Origin of the sequence: Mucilaginibacter segetis (genome assembly GCF_016522075.1) — a bacterium.
Classification (GTDB): domain Bacteria; phylum Bacteroidota; class Bacteroidia; order Sphingobacteriales; family Sphingobacteriaceae; genus Mucilaginibacter; species Mucilaginibacter segetis.
In genome coordinates this window covers 460,473-476,415 of the sequence record NZ_JAEHFW010000001.1, presented here as the reverse complement: position 1 = coordinate 476,415, position 15,943 = coordinate 460,473, and the positions used below count along the sequence as shown (strand labels likewise).

Sequence of the window (15,943 nt, the reverse complement as noted above, 5' to 3'; positions counted from 1 at the left end):
TTATGCCTTTGGATGGGCTTGTTTGTAAATAGACTTTAATCGTTCAACTGAGTTGTGCGTATAAATTTGGGTAGCACTAAGGTTGGCATGCCCCAAAAGTTCTTTTATCGCATTTAAGTCAGCACCTTTATTTAACAGGCTGGTTGCAAATGTATGCCTTAGCACATGCGGGCTTTTTTTGCTTTGTGTTGATATATATGAAAGGTATTTATGCACTATTAAATAAATAAGCTTCGGGTATGTATCGGTTCCTTTATTTGTAACGATTAATGTTATGGAATTGTTATCGAAATTTTCACTTTTCTTTAACACTATATACCTCTTTAGCAGTATCACCAGTTCTTTGTTTAGTGGTATAATCCTCTGTTTGTTGCGTTTACCTAAAACCTTTAGGGTGTTTTCATAAAAATTGATATCACTTTCCTTCAGTCCGGTTATTTCCGCAAGGCGCATGCCCGTTCCAAATAACAACTCTATTACCAATTTATCGCGCTGGCCTTTAAAGTCTGTTTCGAATATACTGGTGTTGTCCAGCATATTGATTAATTTTTCGTCTTCTACTACTATAGGCAAATGCTTAGGAACCTTTGGCGCATTTATTTTTGATGCAGGGTTAAACTGAATAATATTTTGCTGTAATAAAAACTTAAAATATTTTCTCAGCGTAGCGATTTTACGGTTTACAGAACGGGGAGTTAAATCCTTATCCATTAAATGAACCATCCAGTTACGGATGTCATGATGAGTAATTTCAGAAGGGTGGGAAATAGGATGCACAGATGCGCTTGCGGAATTCAGAAAAAAAATGAATTGCTCGAGATCAGACTGATAAGCAGAAACGGTGTGCGGAGAATACCGTTTTTCAAATTTAATGTAAGCTATAAAACCCTCTGTAAGCATAAAAACTATTTGCGCACCCAATTAATGAATGTACAAATAGTTTTTTTATAGCGACAAGAAAATCTGAAAATTCTTTATTAAAGAAATTAAACAGTTTCCTGGTTCATATTTTGTTTGTAGATGGCGTGTTTTACCAAGTGCCTGCGTGTTACAGATTTTTTTTCAAAAGCCTGACGACTGCGCAATTCTCTTAATACACCTGTTTTTTCGAATTTCTTTTTAAAGCGTTTTAATGCTCTGTCTAATGATTCGCCGTCTTTTACGTTAATAATGATCATAAATTAAAAATACCTCCTTTCAGGGACGTCAAAGGTACGAAATGTTTTTTAATCTAAAAACCAATAAATTACAATTATTTATGCAGAGTAGTATCGTTAATAGTTTTATCTGAAGTCAGAGGTTGTAACTTCCGTTTATCGGGCGGTAAAGCCTTGAATTTTTTATAACTATCATTAATATACGCCACTAATGATTGCTTATCATTACTGATCAAAAAAGAGTAGCTGGGCCTGTATAACGACATAAAATCTTCCAGTTCTTTACCTCTAAGTGGCACTATACTACTAACGTAAGCCTTATTAAATACATAATCTATGTGCCGTTCCTCTGCTTCACGCCTAAAATATCGTTTAAGCCTGCGGGCGTCCCTCCCCTCTTTACTAAACCATGTTGATGGTGAAAAAGCGTATATTTTACTCTTTTCGTACACTTCGGGATATTCTAAACGTGGGTTAAATTCCTTGCGGGAGGCGGTAATATCCACCTGTCTTAATGCAATAAATTGAGAGGCAAGCATCACCGTTTTCGGTATCATGTCAACTACGTAAAGCGTATCATTTACATAGCCCGGTGAGTTAAATACCAGAATGTGCCCCGGCGCAGTACGGATATTAAAATTGCCGCGCTTATCAGTAATGGTAATTTGCTTATTGTTTACGTCTTTGATAAAAACATTCGGCAAACGAACAGATGTATTATCCTGGTAAACGGTACCCTTTAATACATCCTGTGCATTAACATACGATGCCATAAGCATAACCACAATAATGAAACTATATGTTTTATGCATTTCTCTTATAATAATTACTTTATTTATTAACCTTTTTAAATACACAAAGGTTTGAACAAGTTGCGGATTATTAAACATAAAAAAACCCGGAATTAACCGGGTTTTTTTATGTTTACTTTTTCCAGACATTGTTGTCAGAATTAATATCGGGGAAGTCCTTATCAGGATCATAAGTAACCGATTCTATTTCCTCTGTTGACGGGTATTTTACAACAAAGCTTGTATTACGTTCCCAAATTTCAACAGGTAGTTTCAAACGATCGACTTTGCCACTTTTAGTTTTGATCTCCAAAACTACCGGCATGGCCATTTGACCCAAATTATCTAAAGTGATCAATGCTCCTTTAGATGGATCGTTATTTACGTATTTAACATTACTAACGGCCACATCAAGTTTCCAGTTGTTGGCAAACCAACCTCTCCAGAACCATTGCAAGCTTTCGCCTGATACATTCTCCATAGTTCTAAAAAAATCATCCGGTGTCGGGTGTTTAAATGCCCATCGATTGATATAAGTTTTAAAGGCATAATCAAAACGCTCTGGTCCTAATATCTGCTCGCGTAACATGGTTAATCCCATACCAGGCTTGTAGTATAATAATATACCTGTATATGCTTCTTTCATGTTTTCAGGGTTAGTTAATATAGGATCTAAGCCATCGCGAGTAAATACAGGAGCCATTTTGTGTATATCCTGTTTTTTACCCGCATATTCCCCATTATTGAAGTCGGCAGTACTTAAAGTATTAATAAAGGTGTTAAAGCCTTCATCCATCCATCCGTATAACCGCTCATTAGAACCTACTATCATTGGGAACCAGGTATGGCCAAATTCGTGATCATTCACTCCCCATAGCTGACTCTTTTTGGCTCTGTATCCACAAAAAACAATACCCGGGTATTCCATACCATTAACATTTCCGGCAACGGCTGTTGCGGCAGGATAAGGATATTCGAACCATTTAGCGGAATTGTATTCAATAGATTTCTTTACATATTCAGTTGAACGCCCCCATGCGTCGTTACCATTGCTTTCCACAGGATAAGCAGATATAGCTATCGACTTTTTACCACTTGGCAGATCCATCTTAGCAGCGTCAACTATAAAAGCTGCCGATGAAGCCCACGAAACATCACGTGCATTTTTTATTTTAAAGTGCCAGGTTAGCTCTTTTTTCCCTGAAGGACGGGAAGATGCATCTGTAACTTCGTCAGCAGTACGTATCATTACTGTTTTTTCACTTTTTTCAGCCTCAGCCCACCGTTTTAATTGCTCAGTTGTATAAACATCCTTCGGATTTTGCAGTTCTCCGGAAGCTACAACAATATGGTTGGCAGGTGCGGTTATACTTAGGTCAAAATCACCATACTCCAAATAAAATTCACTTGGGCCGGTATAGGGTAAAGCATTCCAACCCATTACATCGTCATAAACATACATACGCGGATACCATTGCGCAATAGTATATATTTTACCATTTATGGTTTTTAATATACCGGTACGGTCTGATCCGTATTCGGGTACAATATAAGAATACTCAATACCCAGCTTCACTTGTCCGCCTTCAGCATCTACACCCTCTGGCAAAAATACCTGCATACGGGTATCAGTAATTAGAAACTTAAGCGGCGTGCCGGAGCTTTTACCACTCATTATTTTTATGGATTTTATTTTATATCCCGCGTCAAAAACCTCGCCATGGCCGCCATTACGACTACCTGTTACAGGGGTAATAGCGGTACCACGCGAATCCCTTTTAAAAAGATTCTGATCCAACTGCATCCATAAAAAATCTAGCTTTTGGGGACTATTATTAGTGTAGGTTAGCACCTCGCTACCTATTATTTCGTCTGTTTGATCATTTAAATGAGCAGATAATTGATAATCAGCACGATTTTGCCAATATTTTGGCCCGGGTTCGCCATCTGCGGCACGATATTCATTTCCATTTTTAGTGTAAAAGAATGGTGCAAATGCATCGTGATAATTATAATTCGAAGCAGGCTGCTGCTGTGCCTGACTAACACTGCTAACGGCCATAACAGCCAGCGTAAGGCCGGCAATCAGGTTAAATTTCATATATTATTATAATTGAGTTATTTACAGCAAGTATACTATAATTTATACAATTGCCGGGTGAGTAAAACGATTGTTACTTATTATTAAGCTTTAAATATCTTTACTACTGTACATTACTTTATTTCTTTTTTGCAGAATTAAAGTAATTCTGTTTTATATGTTTCTTCATTAAAACCAAATAATAATTTACCGTTATGCTCAATAACAGGGCGTTTGATCATGCTGGTTTTTTGTTGCAATAACTGTAAGGCATCTTTATTTGTCTTTATACTTTCTTTTAAAGTCGCATCAAGTTGTTTCCAGGTAAGCCCCTGTTTATTTAAAAACTTTTCGTAGCCAGCTTTTTTGTCCCACTCTTCCAACTTTTCAGAAGATATACCTAATTTCTTAAAATCGTGGAATTCATACTGAACGTTATTTTCTTTTAGCCAGTCAAGCGCTTTTTTAACTGTGTTACAATTAGTAATGCCGTAAACTATCATATCGCTAATTATCTATTTGTTATACTTGGTCATAGTAAGTTCAGTACCTATGGTAGCAAAACTTTTTATCATTTCAATAGAACGGTCTATCAATGCCGATAATTCAGGTTTTTCATCATCATCAAAACCACTTAACACATAATCAACCTGCCTTCCTTTAGGGAAGTTATCACTTATACCAAAACGTAATCTCGCATAATTGCTATTACCCAATGTGGCTTCTATATGCTTAAGTCCATTATGGCCGGCAGCACTACCTTTAGGTTTTAACCTTAAAGTACCTAATGGTAAAGCCAAATCATCCACAATAACCAATACATTCTCAACCGGTATTTTCAACTCTTTCATCCAATGGTTAAGTGCTTTACCACTCAAATTCATATAGGTTGTCGGTTTTATTAAATAAAGGGTTCGGCTTTTAAAAGACACTTCGGTATAGTAGGCCAGCCGCATATTATAAAACTTAGCTCCCTGCTGCCTGGCAAATTCATCAAGCACCATAAAGCCGATATTGTGCCTGGTATCGGCATACTCCGGGCCTATATTTCCTAAACCTACTATTAGATACTTCATATTACTTAATTCCTGAAAAGGAAAACTTTTTAAGATCGCAATTATACAAAAATAGCGATGGGTTTAAAACCCACCGCTATCTCTATTACACTTAGTATAATATCAGCTTATTTTTTAGCAGCTTCTTGCTCTGCCTGACGTAAAGCACGTGAAGTGGTTACAGATACAATGGTATCTTCAGCAGCATTGGTAATAGTAAGCTTATCAATTTTAATTTCGCCAACACGTACAGATTTACCTACTTCTAATTCTTCTATGCTAACGTCAATGGTATCCAGGTGATCTTTTGGTAAAGCTTTTACACGCAATTTGCGTAATTTTTGCACCAATTTACCACCCACCTTTACACCCGGAGAAGTTCCTGTCAATTTAACAGGGATCTCAATAACAATGGGCTTCTTTTCATCAAGTAATAAAAAGTCGATGTGGATGATCTGTTCAGTTAAAGGATGAAATTGAATGTCCTTAATAACCGCCTGTGATTTTTCGCCCGCAATGTCAAGATCGATGAAATGAACATCCGGCGTATAAACTACGGATCTCAAATCAGCTGCGGACACTGAAAAGTGGGTTTGGGTTGACCCACCGTAAAGCACTGCAGGCACTAAGCCTTGGTAACGCAGTTCTTTAGCGTCTCGTTTCCCTACGTTCTCTCTTGGAGAACCGCTAATAGCAATTGATTTCATTTATTTATATATTTATTATACTCATGCCAACAGGGCATAATTATCTTAATTCATTTTATTATTAGTCAACCTTAAAAAGCTGACTTATTGAGCCGTGCTCATTTACATTTTCTATAGCCTTTGCAAAAAGATCTGCTGTTGTAAGCACTCTAATTTTAGGGCTTTCTTTTTTTAATGGTATCGTATCGGTAACTATTAATTCAGTCAAAACAGAATTCTCTATAGTTTCATATGCCTTGCCGGATAATACCGCATGCGTACATACCGCACGCACAGAACGCGCTCCGCGTTCCATTATCAAGCCCGCCGCTTTTGCAAGTGTACCAGCGGTATCGCATATATCATCTATCAATACAATATCCTGATCGGTCACATCACCGATGAGCGTCATTGATTCAATCTCGTTAGCACGTTTGCGGCGTTTATCACAAATAACAACTTCCGCATTAAAAAATTTGGCAAACCCACGTGCCCGGTAAGAGCCCCCCATATCCGGCGAGGCAATGGTTAAGTTGCCTAACCCCAAGCTTTTTATATAAGGCACAAATATTACCGATGCATCCAAATGGTCAACCGGTACATCAAAAAAAGCCTGTATTTGCGCCGCGTGCAAATCCATGGTCATTATACGGTGAATACCGGCAGCTACCAATAAGTTGGCAACCAATTTTGAACCTATAGCAACACGTGGTTTATCTTTCCTGTCCTGCCGGGCCAATCCAAAATAAGGTATAACCGCAATAATGTAATGTGCTGAAGCTCGCCGCGCAGCATCAACCATCATTAATAATTCCATTAAATTATCTGTAGGCTGATTGGTCGACTGAATTAAAAAAACATCACAACCGCGTATAGATTCATTAAAATGAGGCTGAAATTCACCGTCGCTAAAGCGAGACAGCACTACATCCCCAAGTTGACCACCATACGATGCTGCAATATTTTTCGACAGCTCAATAGAACCTGATCCTGCAAATAACTTAACCGTATTAAACTGTAAAGGCATCTCTTTTGATTTCAGATCTGTTTTTCAGGAATGACTCCTTAAAACCGAAAATTGTAATCATCAATACGTATAAAAAACTTCGGATTTCTTATTCCCAACCAGGTTTATCCGAAAGTTGAAAATCCGAAATCCGAAATTCTTAAGTTGCCCGACCAGGATTCGAACCTAGACAAACGGTACCAAAAACCGTCGTACTACCATTATACTATCAGGCAATCTCCTTTAGTTTGTTATCCGCCCCAAAAAGGAATGCAAATATAAGACGAAAAATCACAACTCAAAAGCAAAATTTAAAAAAGTATTTTAAATGATATTATACACCATGAGCTATAGTTAAAAAGTGTTAATCCTAAATGTTTTAGGTTAAACATCTTAATACTTTTGTTATTTTCGGCTGTTTAAAAAACTGATTATACAGCAATATAATTACATGAACTATAAAAAGATTAATAATATTTTTGGCTGGATTGCCTTTGCAATAGCTTCTTTAACCTATGTTTTAACGCTCGAACCGTCAACCAGTTTTTGGGATTGCGGTGAATTTATAGCTTGTATATTTCGTTTGGAAGTTGCCCACCAACCAGGCGCTCCATTGTTCACTATGATAGGTAAAGTATTTTCTTTACTCTCATTCGGCAATAATAATAAAGTAGCCTACTTTACAAATTTAGCATCGGCATTGGCCAGCGGGGCTACAATAATGTTCCTGTTTTGGACAATAACCGCTTTGGCAAAAAAAATGCTGGTAAAAGTTCAGGAAGATCTGAATACTACCAATATCATATTAATTATTGGCGCCGGTTTAGTGGGTGCGCTCGCCTACACCTATTCAGATACATTTTGGTTTTCAGCTGTAGAGTCTGAGGTTTATGCACAATCATCACTATGCACCGCAATAGTGTTTTGGGCAATTTTGAAGTGGGAAGCACATGCTGATGAAACCCGGTCTGATAAGTGGATCATATTTATTGCCTATGTAATGGGCCTTTCCATTGGTATACACCTTTTAAATTTATTGGTTATTCCGGCCATTGCGCTGATAATTTATTTCAGGCGATCAAGAAACGTCACCACGGGTGGTACCATATGGGCGTTTATGTTAGGAATAATAACCGTTGCCCTTATACTTTGGGGCGTTATTCAGTTCACCGTTAAAGGCGCTGCTTTTTCTGACCTGTTTTTTGTAAATACATTAGGAATGGGCTTTGGCAGCGGAGCTACAGTATTCTTTTTATTGGTTGTTATTGCTTTGGCGGCGGGTATTTATTATACCGTTAAACCATCAATGTTATTGTTAATAGTTTCAGCAATAGCATTTGTGTTATTGTTAACTTTTAGTGCAGGTATAGTTGGTTTTATTGGGGCAATTGCGGTATTAGCATTGCTTGAATATGTATTGAAGGTACGTGAAAAACGAGTGGCCCTTAACCGGATTTTAATTTGCACTGCATTTATACTATTTGGTTATAGCTCATTTGTGATGATTGTTATACGTGCAAAAGCTGGTACTAACTTAAACAATAGTGATCCGGAGGATGCATTTGCCTTAAACAGTTATCTTAACCGCGATCAATATGGTGATACGCCTTTATTGTATGGCAATTTTTTTGATGCGCAGCCTATAGACCAAAAAGAGGGTGCAACTATTTACCGAAGGGGTGAAAAAAAGTACGAAGTTGCAGGCAAAAAATTAAATACTATTTACGACCATAATACGTTGTTCCCCAGAATGTTCAGCCAAAAACCGGGGCACCCTCAGTTTTATCGCGACTGGACTGATTTAGGGCCACAAGGAGTGCCTACAATGGGTACTAACCTCGGTTTTTTTGCGAGTTGGCAGATAAATCAAATGTATACGCGATATTTCCTTTGGAACTTTGCAGGGCGAGCTAATGACGTAGACGGCCAAACCAATAGTACGATTGACGGCAGCTGGCTTAGCGGTTTAAATTTTAAAAGAGATTTACCCAAATCAGTAACAGAAAGTGATGCCTATAATCGGCTGTACTTTTTACCGCTGATAATAGGGCTATTTGGGCTTATATATCATTTTAAACGTAACCAGCGTGATGCAGGGGTTGTTACTGTTTTATTTTTCTTTACAGGTTTGGCCATTGTGCTTTACTTAAACCAGGATCCTTTGCAGCCACGTGAACGGGATTATGCTTATGCCGGTTCTTTTTATGCCTTTGCTATATGGATAGGATTGGGGGTATTATTCATAGCTGAATTTTTAAGTAAAAAAATAAATGCCAAAAATGGTGCAATAATAGCAACAGTATTTTGTTTGCTTGCCGCTCCGGTATTAATGGCCAGCCAGGAATGGGATGACCATGACCGTTCAACACAGTTAACACCGCATGATATAGCTTACAATTACCTTAACTCCTGCGCACCGAATGCTATTTTATTTACTTATGCAGATAATGACACTTATCCGCTTTGGTATTTGCAGGAAGTTGAAAATGTGAGACCCGATGTAAGAATAGTGAATTTGAGTTTATTAGGTACTGATTGGTACATCAGGCAAATGAAACAAAAGATGAATGAATCGGAGCCGCTGCCAATCACCATGAGTAACGATAAATTCAAAACTGGCGTTCGCGATGTTTTATATTTTAATGATGCCAAGGTAAAGGGAGCTACAGAACTGAAAGAACTTTTTGATTTTATAACCTCTGATGATAGTCAGGCAAAAATAACTTATCAGAACGGGGAAAGCGACAACTATTTACCGACTAAAAACTTAAAATTAACAGTCGATCCCGAAGAGGTTATTAAAGCTGGTTATGTAGCAGCCAATCAGAAAGACCGAATTACAACGCAAATGGATTTTACCTTCCCGGGCAAGTATCTAACTAAAGATAACTTAGCTATGATGGATATATTGGCTCATAATAACTGGAAACGGCCAATCTATTTTACAGTAACCGTTGGCAGTGACAATATGCTGGGATTAGACCGCTATATGTATAACGAAGGTTTTGCCTACCGTTTAATGCCATTTAAACCGGATACAACTTCGCAGCAGTTTGACAACAGCAACACCATGATCATGTATAACAACATGATGAATAAGTTTAAATATGGCAATATGAAAAATGCCCGGCATTTGGATAACACATCTTCCACCTTATATTATCCGCTGGTTACCGGTTTATTTACAACACTTGCTGACAATTTGATAAACGAAGGATATGTTGACCTCGCAAAAAAAGCGTTGAAAAAATATGAGCAGGAGATTCCTGATAGAGTTCAGTCATCTGATATTGCGATAAAAAAATATTATATGGCCCGGAGCGCTTATGCAGTAAATGATATTGCAATGGCTACCAAACTAATTAATTTGGTGGATGACTATGTTATTGATCAGTTGCGATACAACTATCAACTTTATCAGAACGATAGTCACTCAGTAAATACACGTGATGTACAGATAGAACTATCAATATTAAACAGTATGGTATCTCTAACAACTAATTACAAACAAACAGATCTGGCTAAAAAGCTGGAAGCTCAATTACAGGATTATGGTACAAAATTCGGTGGGCTTCCCCAACCAAGGGAATAGTATAAAACACTTACAGGGCTGTTTCACGAAATAAATTCGCGGACAGCCCTGCAATAATTGAATTATATAATAATATTATTCGGTATCAGCTAATACCACTCCCATTGAACAAAACTTTTCGATACGTTCAGCAACAAGTTCGTCAATATTACGCTCACCTAAAATTTTCAGATCTTTTAATAATTGTTTCTTCAGAATAGCGGCCATAGCTATTGGATCCTGGTGAGCGCCACCCAAAGGTTCTTTTATCACTCCATCAATCAGCTTATTTTTATACATCTCTGTTGATGTAAGCTTAAGCATTTCCGCTGCACGCTCCTTTTGCTCCCAGGTTTTAAATAATATAGTTGAACAATTTTCAGGCGAAATAACAGAATACCAGGAATTATCCAGCATTAATACCCTATCCCCTATACCAATACCTAACGCACCGCCTGATGCGCCTTCTCCAATAACCACACAGATAACCGGTACTTTTAACACAGCCATCTCTAATAAATTTCGTGCTATAGCTTCACCCTGACCTCTTTCTTCCGCTTCAAGACCCGGAAAAGCCCCGGGTGTATCAATCAGGGTAATAACAGGCTTGTTAAATTTCTCGGCCATTTTCATCAGCCTTAAAGCTTTACGGTATCCTTCAGGGTTTGCCATACCGAAATTACGGTACTGCCGTTCTTTTGTATTTCGCCCTTTTTGGTGTCCGATGAACATTGCGGTTTGTCCGTTTATAGTGCCAAAACCGCCAACAATAGCTTTATCGTCGCCTACAGTTCTATCACCGTGCAATTCAATAAAATCCTCGCACATTAATTCTATATACTGTAATGTATAAGGGCGTTCCGGATGTCTGGATATCTGAACCTTTTGCCAACCTGTTAAATTAGAATATATCTCCTTTTTTGCTGTTTCAAGTTTAGCCTCTAATTCGGCTATTGTAGCAGACATGTCCAGCTTGTTTTTTTCTTCAACCTGCTGCACTTTTTCTATCTGCTGCATTATCTCTTCAAGCGGTTTTTCAAAATCAAATGTAATCTTCATACCATTTATTGAGGCGCTAAATTAAAAATTTCAAGCGGGTTATTAATTAATTATGATTTTTAAACTGACAATTATTACGCCAAACCCTATTATTTAACTTTTGCTATTCCACTTTTATGACTGCTGTACGCTTGGATATACCATTTTCATTAAAGGCCTCTATCTGAAAATAATAAGGAAGATCCCGGTCCATGCCATTAAAATAGTATTCATTGGCATTATATACCATAATGTTATTGTACAATTTATCAGGGGCTATACCCATATAAATAGTATATCCTATCGCGCCATTAGTTTGGCGCCAACGTAACCAGGCATTGCGGCGTTCACTATCACCTCTTAATACAATAAGATTTTTGACCGTATCTGGCGGGGAACCCGTTCCCTTGCCAAATACCCTGAACCCAGACAATGCGAACTTACCCGTAGGCATATGTATATTCTCTAATTTAAGGTATCGTGCTTTTGCAGGACTTTTTAGCTCTACATAATCATGCGGAACATCCTTTTTGTTATTCCTTTTATCTACCAATACTTTCCATTTTTTTCCATCGAGCGATGAATAAATAATATATTGATGACAAACCCCTAATGATTTACCCAAAAACTTAGCATCCTGATCGGCGTAATTAATTTGAATAGCATAAACTGTACTTATATCGCCCAGGTCTGTTTGCAGCCACTCGCCTTTATTAGCGGTTTTGGCGCTCCAGTAAGTTTTTATATCCTCATCAACAGCAAAATTCGGAGCATATGCGCCCAGGGTTGATGATACCTGAACGGGTTTATTGTAATTCAGGATCATCCATCCGGTGAAATTACTTTTCAGATGATCTTCTTTACCATTTGCCAGATAATGCGGATAATCACCATAAGCTGTATTAGCATATAATACGCCATCTTTATCAAAACCTGCCGGCCAAAAACCTATCCGCCTTTCAAAATTATTCTTCACATCAATAACCATGGTTGATATATGCCAGTAGTTGCCAAATTTATCTGCCCAGGTAGCACCATGTCCGGCGCCTTTAGCAAAGCCGCCCGGTTTATAACTAAATGGATTATGCTTTTGATAAATAAAGGGGCCTAAAGGTTTATCTCCAATAAAAACGCCATCGCCATAGCCTTTACCTTCCGTGCCTGGTGCCCCAAACTGTAAATAATATTTTCCGTCATGCTTATTCATCCAAGAACCTTCTATAAAGGGTTTCAAAAAAACGTTGTCGTTATTTTCGCCAAAACGCTCCCAACCATATTTTTCAGGGTCAAGTTTTACTAATTCCTTTTTTGGACCGATTGGCTCAAAGGTGTGCCTGTCTATTTCCTGCCCGTAAAGTGGGAGGGTATTACTTGAGCCATGATAAATATATAAGCGGCCATCATCATCAGCAAACATTCCAGGATCCCACGCACCCACCTGGAAATAATCCTTAGCTGCTTTCCAGGTATCGGTTGTAGGATCGGTACTCATCCAAAGTGTGAAATCCTTGTTATAAGTCGATCCTATTACCAGCAGTGTATCGCCCAAAACCAACGTGGCGGGAGCGCAGAGCTCATCGCCTTTTACCTGATTATATGGCCTCACAAACTTACGGTATACAAATTTCCAATTAAGCATATCTGTACTCCACCAGTAACCAAACTGGTTGGTAGAGAATAGATAGTACTTACCTTTAAATAAGGTCATGGTTGGATCTGCTGTAGCACGGTGTTTGCCCCAAGCCGCAAAGTCTTCAAAAGGAGTATATCCGTAATCTAAATTCAGCGGGTTGCAATAAGTAAGCCGCTTTGATTGACCAAAAGACGTTAACACATGCAGGCAAAACATTGTTACACATACAAAACGAGTGGCGTGTTTCATTGCTGTAAGCTTATTGTTTGGTAATTGGTTAAGGAGTAGCTAATATCTTGCAATAAATCCAAAAAACAAAAGAGCCCCGTTAACACGGAGCTCCCTTTTATATATTGTCTTTTATTTTTTAGTTTACAACCAATGTGGCAATAGAATGTGGCTGACTGGTAGTTTTAGCAGCTTTGCCCTTTATCCATAAACTATAATCAATTTTATCATCAGTAAGATTCAACACTACTACCGCTATCTTTCCATCCGGATTCATGTAAGCAGTACTTAAAAGTCTGTCCCTGCTGGCAGAGCAAGCTATACGTTTTGCACCGGGGTGTATAAACTTAGAAAAATGCCCCAAATAATAATAAGAGTTGGTATATATCAACTCGCCTGTGCGGGTGTCGGCATGTACGGGTGCAAAGCAGTAATTACCCACGTGGTTAGGACCACCTTTTTCATCCAGGAGAATATTCCAATCCGTCCATCCAACGGTACCGGCATTAAAATCGTTGATCATTGATAAACCGTAACGCTCGCCTAAAGCCCAGTCGTGTAAACGGTTAAAATCAAATTTTTCTACGCAGCCTTCGGTAAATATTAAGTTTTTATTCGGGAATGCATTATGCGTAAGCCGTTCGTTTTCGAAATTCTGACCGGCGCCTGTCCAGGTTTCGTACCAGTGGAACCCGATACCCCATACATATTTTGCAGCAGCAGGGTCTTCCAATATAGTGCTCGCACGTTGATACAAAAGATCGCGGTTATGATCCCAAACGATCAGTTTCTTTGACGCCAGACCACTTTTTTGCAATGTTGGACCAAGGTAGTTCTTTACAAAATCCCGTTCTTCCTCAGCGGTATATTTACATGATTCCCACGTTTGGGTAGCCATAGGTTCATTTTGGACGGACAAACCCCAAACGGGTATGTTCTCTTTTTCGTAAGCTTTAATAAATTTTATATAAAAGTTAGCCCAACTCTGATCGTATTCGCTTTTTAGCTTACCACCGTGTAATACATCATTATTGTCTTTCATAAATGCGGGCGGGCTCCATGGGGATACGAACATGGTTAATTTACCCCCTGCTGCGGCCATTGCTTCTTTAATAAAAGGTATGCGGTATTTTTTATCGTGACTGATATCAAAAGTACTTAGCGATTTATCAGTATTTGAGACGTAGCTATAACTGCCGCTTGAGAAATCGCAGCTTTGGATGTTGGTACGCGCTAAGGTATAACCAATACCTTTGTCCTTATCGAAATAAGCGGTTAGTAGCTCCTTTTGCTTATTCTTTGGCAATTTATAAAAGGTTTCGGCAACGGCATCAGTTAAAGCGCCGCCTATACCTAACATGGTCTGGAATTTTTTTGATGGATCAACAAATACAGATACCTGTGTTTCCGGTGGTTGCGGATCGTCGGTAAATTTGAGGGTTTCGGTTTTAGCCAATCTTTTATCTGAGCCTTTTTCTGTTACGTAAACTGTTACAGATTTATTAGCTGCCGAGTATGGTGATTTGGATTTAACTGTGTTCTGACTGAACACGCTTGCGGATACCGTAGCAAGGAAGGTAAATAATATTCCTTTTTTCATAATGTTATTAACGGGAACGGGGGTGTTAAATTATAATATTTGGTATGCCAAATCTATTAAAGTTTGCCTTAAAAAAGTAATAAAAAAATTATAAATAATTGATATTTAATGATTTGTGATTTTGCTAATACTTTATAATACCAATCTCCAAATGCATTAAAGCAATATCAATCAATTAGTTAGAAACAGCCGCTTAAGGATGACGGGGGACTATTAAATACGGTTAAATCGCAATTATCAATTTTAATTAAGGTTTCTTTCCATCCCCAAGCCATAACAAAGCATTAATTATAAGCTTATCCTCAATTGGATTATTTAAGGTGTGCGAAAGATCTTTATTAGTATGATGTTCATAATCGATATCATTATGCCCCATGTTAAAATAGATCATTTTATAATTTTTGTTTGTCCAAACAACCGGGTAGTATCCGCTATGCCAAATCTCATTTTGTTTTGGCCCTGTGCCCAAAGGAAAACTGCTTGAATCAATAGAGGCCAAAATTTTAATATCGGGATTCTTACGAAGATCTTTTTCCCAACGATACCATTCATTAGGGGAGGCCTTAAACGTTTCCGGTAAATTTTTAGTAGCCGGATGCGTCCTGTCTTCCACTCTTAAAATAGCTGATGTTGGTCGCCATGTATTACTGCCATATTGGCCCGAACCCAGAAATTCGTTATGGTACCAATCCCAATTTTGGGGATAGTCTGAAGGTGTAAGCGCAAAAGCAGAAAAATGGAAACCCATCCATCCACCGCCGTTTTTCATGTATTTTTCAAAAGCCATTCTTTGTGCAGGATCATCCGGACGGGTATCCAAAAATATCACCACCTTATATTTTGCTAAGAATTGCTCATTTAAATTGCTCCAGTTACTTGTTGAATCGTAACTAAAATTATACTTAGCGGCCATTTCAGGGAACCATTTGTTAGCCTCGTGGACAAAGCTGATGTGAGCCTGGTCATTTTTTGCAGTATAAAAAGCGATCACCTTAAATTTGGGATTGCTTTGGGCAAAGGATTGCACCGCTATAAACCAGCAAAATATACTTGATAAAATCAATCTTAATTTATCGCGATTTGACATAATTTTTTATT

Annotated in this window: 13 protein-coding genes and 1 tRNA gene; 1 reads left to right on the top strand and 13 read right to left on the bottom strand. The window is 38.1% G+C overall.

The genetic code is table 11. The features are described from left to right. The 9 genes from I5M19_RS02265 to I5M19_RS02225 all read right to left on the bottom strand — a co-directional run bounded on the left by I5M19_RS02265 (position 1) and on the right by I5M19_RS02225 (position 7,011). Positions 1-921 carry a tyrosine-type recombinase/integrase gene (locus I5M19_RS02265; protein WP_317193207.1) on the bottom strand — a complete coding sequence of 307 codons (921 nt, stop codon included), beginning with the start codon at positions 919-921 and terminating at the stop codon, positions 1-3. 65 nt (positions 922-986) lie between these two features. Then, positions 987-1,178: a 30S ribosomal protein S21 gene (gene rpsU / locus I5M19_RS02260; protein ID WP_200063610.1), complete on the bottom strand. Its 192-nt coding sequence runs from the start codon at positions 1,176-1,178 to the stop codon at positions 987-989. Positions 1,179-1,252: 74 nt separating this feature from the next. Next, on the bottom strand, positions 1,253-1,969 hold the full coding sequence (locus I5M19_RS02255; RefSeq protein ID WP_200063608.1) for a peptidase associated/transthyretin-like domain-containing protein: 717 nt from the start codon (positions 1,967-1,969) through the stop codon (positions 1,253-1,255). 112 nt (positions 1,970-2,081) lie between these two features. Further along, a complete protein-coding gene (locus I5M19_RS02250) occupies positions 2,082-4,049 on the bottom strand; it encodes a M1 family metallopeptidase (RefSeq protein WP_200063606.1) in 1,968 nt (655 codons plus the stop codon). Between the two features lie 137 nt (positions 4,050-4,186). Then, positions 4,187-4,531 carry a Spx/MgsR family RNA polymerase-binding regulatory protein gene (locus tag I5M19_RS02245; RefSeq protein ID WP_200063604.1) on the bottom strand — a complete coding sequence of 115 codons (345 nt, stop codon included), beginning with the start codon at positions 4,529-4,531 and terminating at the stop codon, positions 4,187-4,189. 12 nt (positions 4,532-4,543) lie between these two features. Further along, positions 4,544-5,104, bottom strand: coding sequence for an aminoacyl-tRNA hydrolase (gene pth / locus I5M19_RS02240; RefSeq protein WP_200063602.1), 561 nt, complete (start codon positions 5,102-5,104; stop codon positions 4,544-4,546). 107 nt (positions 5,105-5,211) lie between these two features. After that, positions 5,212-5,790, bottom strand: a complete 579-nt coding sequence (locus tag I5M19_RS02235; RefSeq protein WP_200063600.1) for a 50S ribosomal protein L25/general stress protein Ctc — start codon at positions 5,788-5,790, stop codon at positions 5,212-5,214. Positions 5,791-5,851: 61 nt separating this feature from the next. After that, positions 5,852-6,796, bottom strand: coding sequence for a ribose-phosphate pyrophosphokinase (locus I5M19_RS02230; protein ID WP_200063597.1), 945 nt, complete (start codon positions 6,794-6,796; stop codon positions 5,852-5,854). Positions 6,797-6,940: 144 nt separating this feature from the next. Further along, positions 6,941-7,011, bottom strand: a tRNA-Gln gene (locus tag I5M19_RS02225). 215 nt (positions 7,012-7,226) lie between these two features. Here I5M19_RS02225 and I5M19_RS02220 point away from each other — a divergent pair. Further along, entirely contained in the window at positions 7,227-10,367 is a 3,141-nt protein-coding gene (locus I5M19_RS02220; protein WP_200063595.1) for a DUF2723 domain-containing protein, read from the top strand. A gap of 75 nt (positions 10,368-10,442) precedes the next feature. Here the strand turns inward: I5M19_RS02220 and I5M19_RS02215 are convergent, their stop codons facing one another. From I5M19_RS02215 to I5M19_RS02200, 4 genes are all read right to left on the bottom strand, one after another. Then, a complete protein-coding gene (locus I5M19_RS02215) occupies positions 10,443-11,405 on the bottom strand; it encodes an acetyl-CoA carboxylase carboxyltransferase subunit alpha (RefSeq protein WP_200063593.1) in 963 nt (320 codons plus the stop codon). Positions 11,406-11,508: 103 nt separating this feature from the next. Then, positions 11,509-13,266: a family 43 glycosylhydrolase gene (locus I5M19_RS02210; protein ID WP_235985746.1), complete on the bottom strand. Its 1,758-nt coding sequence runs from the start codon at positions 13,264-13,266 to the stop codon at positions 11,509-11,511. Positions 13,267-13,384: 118 nt separating this feature from the next. Continuing rightward, positions 13,385-14,845, bottom strand: coding sequence for a glycoside hydrolase family 30 protein (locus I5M19_RS02205; RefSeq protein WP_200063591.1), 1,461 nt, complete (start codon positions 14,843-14,845; stop codon positions 13,385-13,387). Positions 14,846-15,092: 247 nt separating this feature from the next. Beyond that, entirely contained in the window at positions 15,093-15,932 is an 840-nt protein-coding gene (locus I5M19_RS02200; protein ID WP_200063589.1) for a ThuA domain-containing protein, read from the bottom strand. Positions 15,933-15,943: the final 11 nt, after the last annotated feature.

Bases quoted from the DNA above. Each gene is read 5' to 3' on its own strand.
- pth (WP_200063602.1), bottom strand. From the start codon at position 5,104: ATGAAGTATCTAATAGTAGGTTTAGGAAATATAGGCCCGGAGTATGCC.
- I5M19_RS02220 (WP_200063595.1), top strand. From the start codon at position 7,227: ATGAACTATAAAAAGATTAATAATATTTTTGGCTGGATTGCCTTTGCA.
- rpsU (WP_200063610.1), bottom strand. From the start codon at position 1,178: ATGATCATTATTAACGTAAAAGACGGCGAATCATTAGACAGAGCATTA.
- I5M19_RS02205 (WP_200063591.1), bottom strand. From the start codon at position 14,845: ATGAAAAAAGGAATATTATTTACCTTCCTTGCTACGGTATCCGCAAGC.
- I5M19_RS02255 (WP_200063608.1), bottom strand. From the start codon at position 1,969: ATGCATAAAACATATAGTTTCATTATTGTGGTTATGCTTATGGCATCG.
- I5M19_RS02250 (WP_200063606.1), bottom strand. From the start codon at position 4,049: ATGAAATTTAACCTGATTGCCGGCCTTACGCTGGCTGTTATGGCCGTT.
- I5M19_RS02200 (WP_200063589.1), bottom strand. From the start codon at position 15,932: ATGTCAAATCGCGATAAATTAAGATTGATTTTATCAAGTATATTTTGC.
- I5M19_RS02245 (WP_200063604.1), bottom strand. From the start codon at position 4,531: ATGATAGTTTACGGCATTACTAATTGTAACACAGTTAAAAAAGCGCTT.
- I5M19_RS02235 (WP_200063600.1), bottom strand. From the start codon at position 5,790: ATGAAATCAATTGCTATTAGCGGTTCTCCAAGAGAGAACGTAGGGAAA.
- I5M19_RS02215 (WP_200063593.1), bottom strand. From the start codon at position 11,405: ATGAAGATTACATTTGATTTTGAAAAACCGCTTGAAGAGATAATGCAG.
- I5M19_RS02210 (WP_235985746.1), bottom strand. From the start codon at position 13,266: ATGAAACACGCCACTCGTTTTGTATGTGTAACAATGTTTTGCCTGCAT.
- I5M19_RS02230 (WP_200063597.1), bottom strand. From the start codon at position 6,796: ATGCCTTTACAGTTTAATACGGTTAAGTTATTTGCAGGATCAGGTTCT.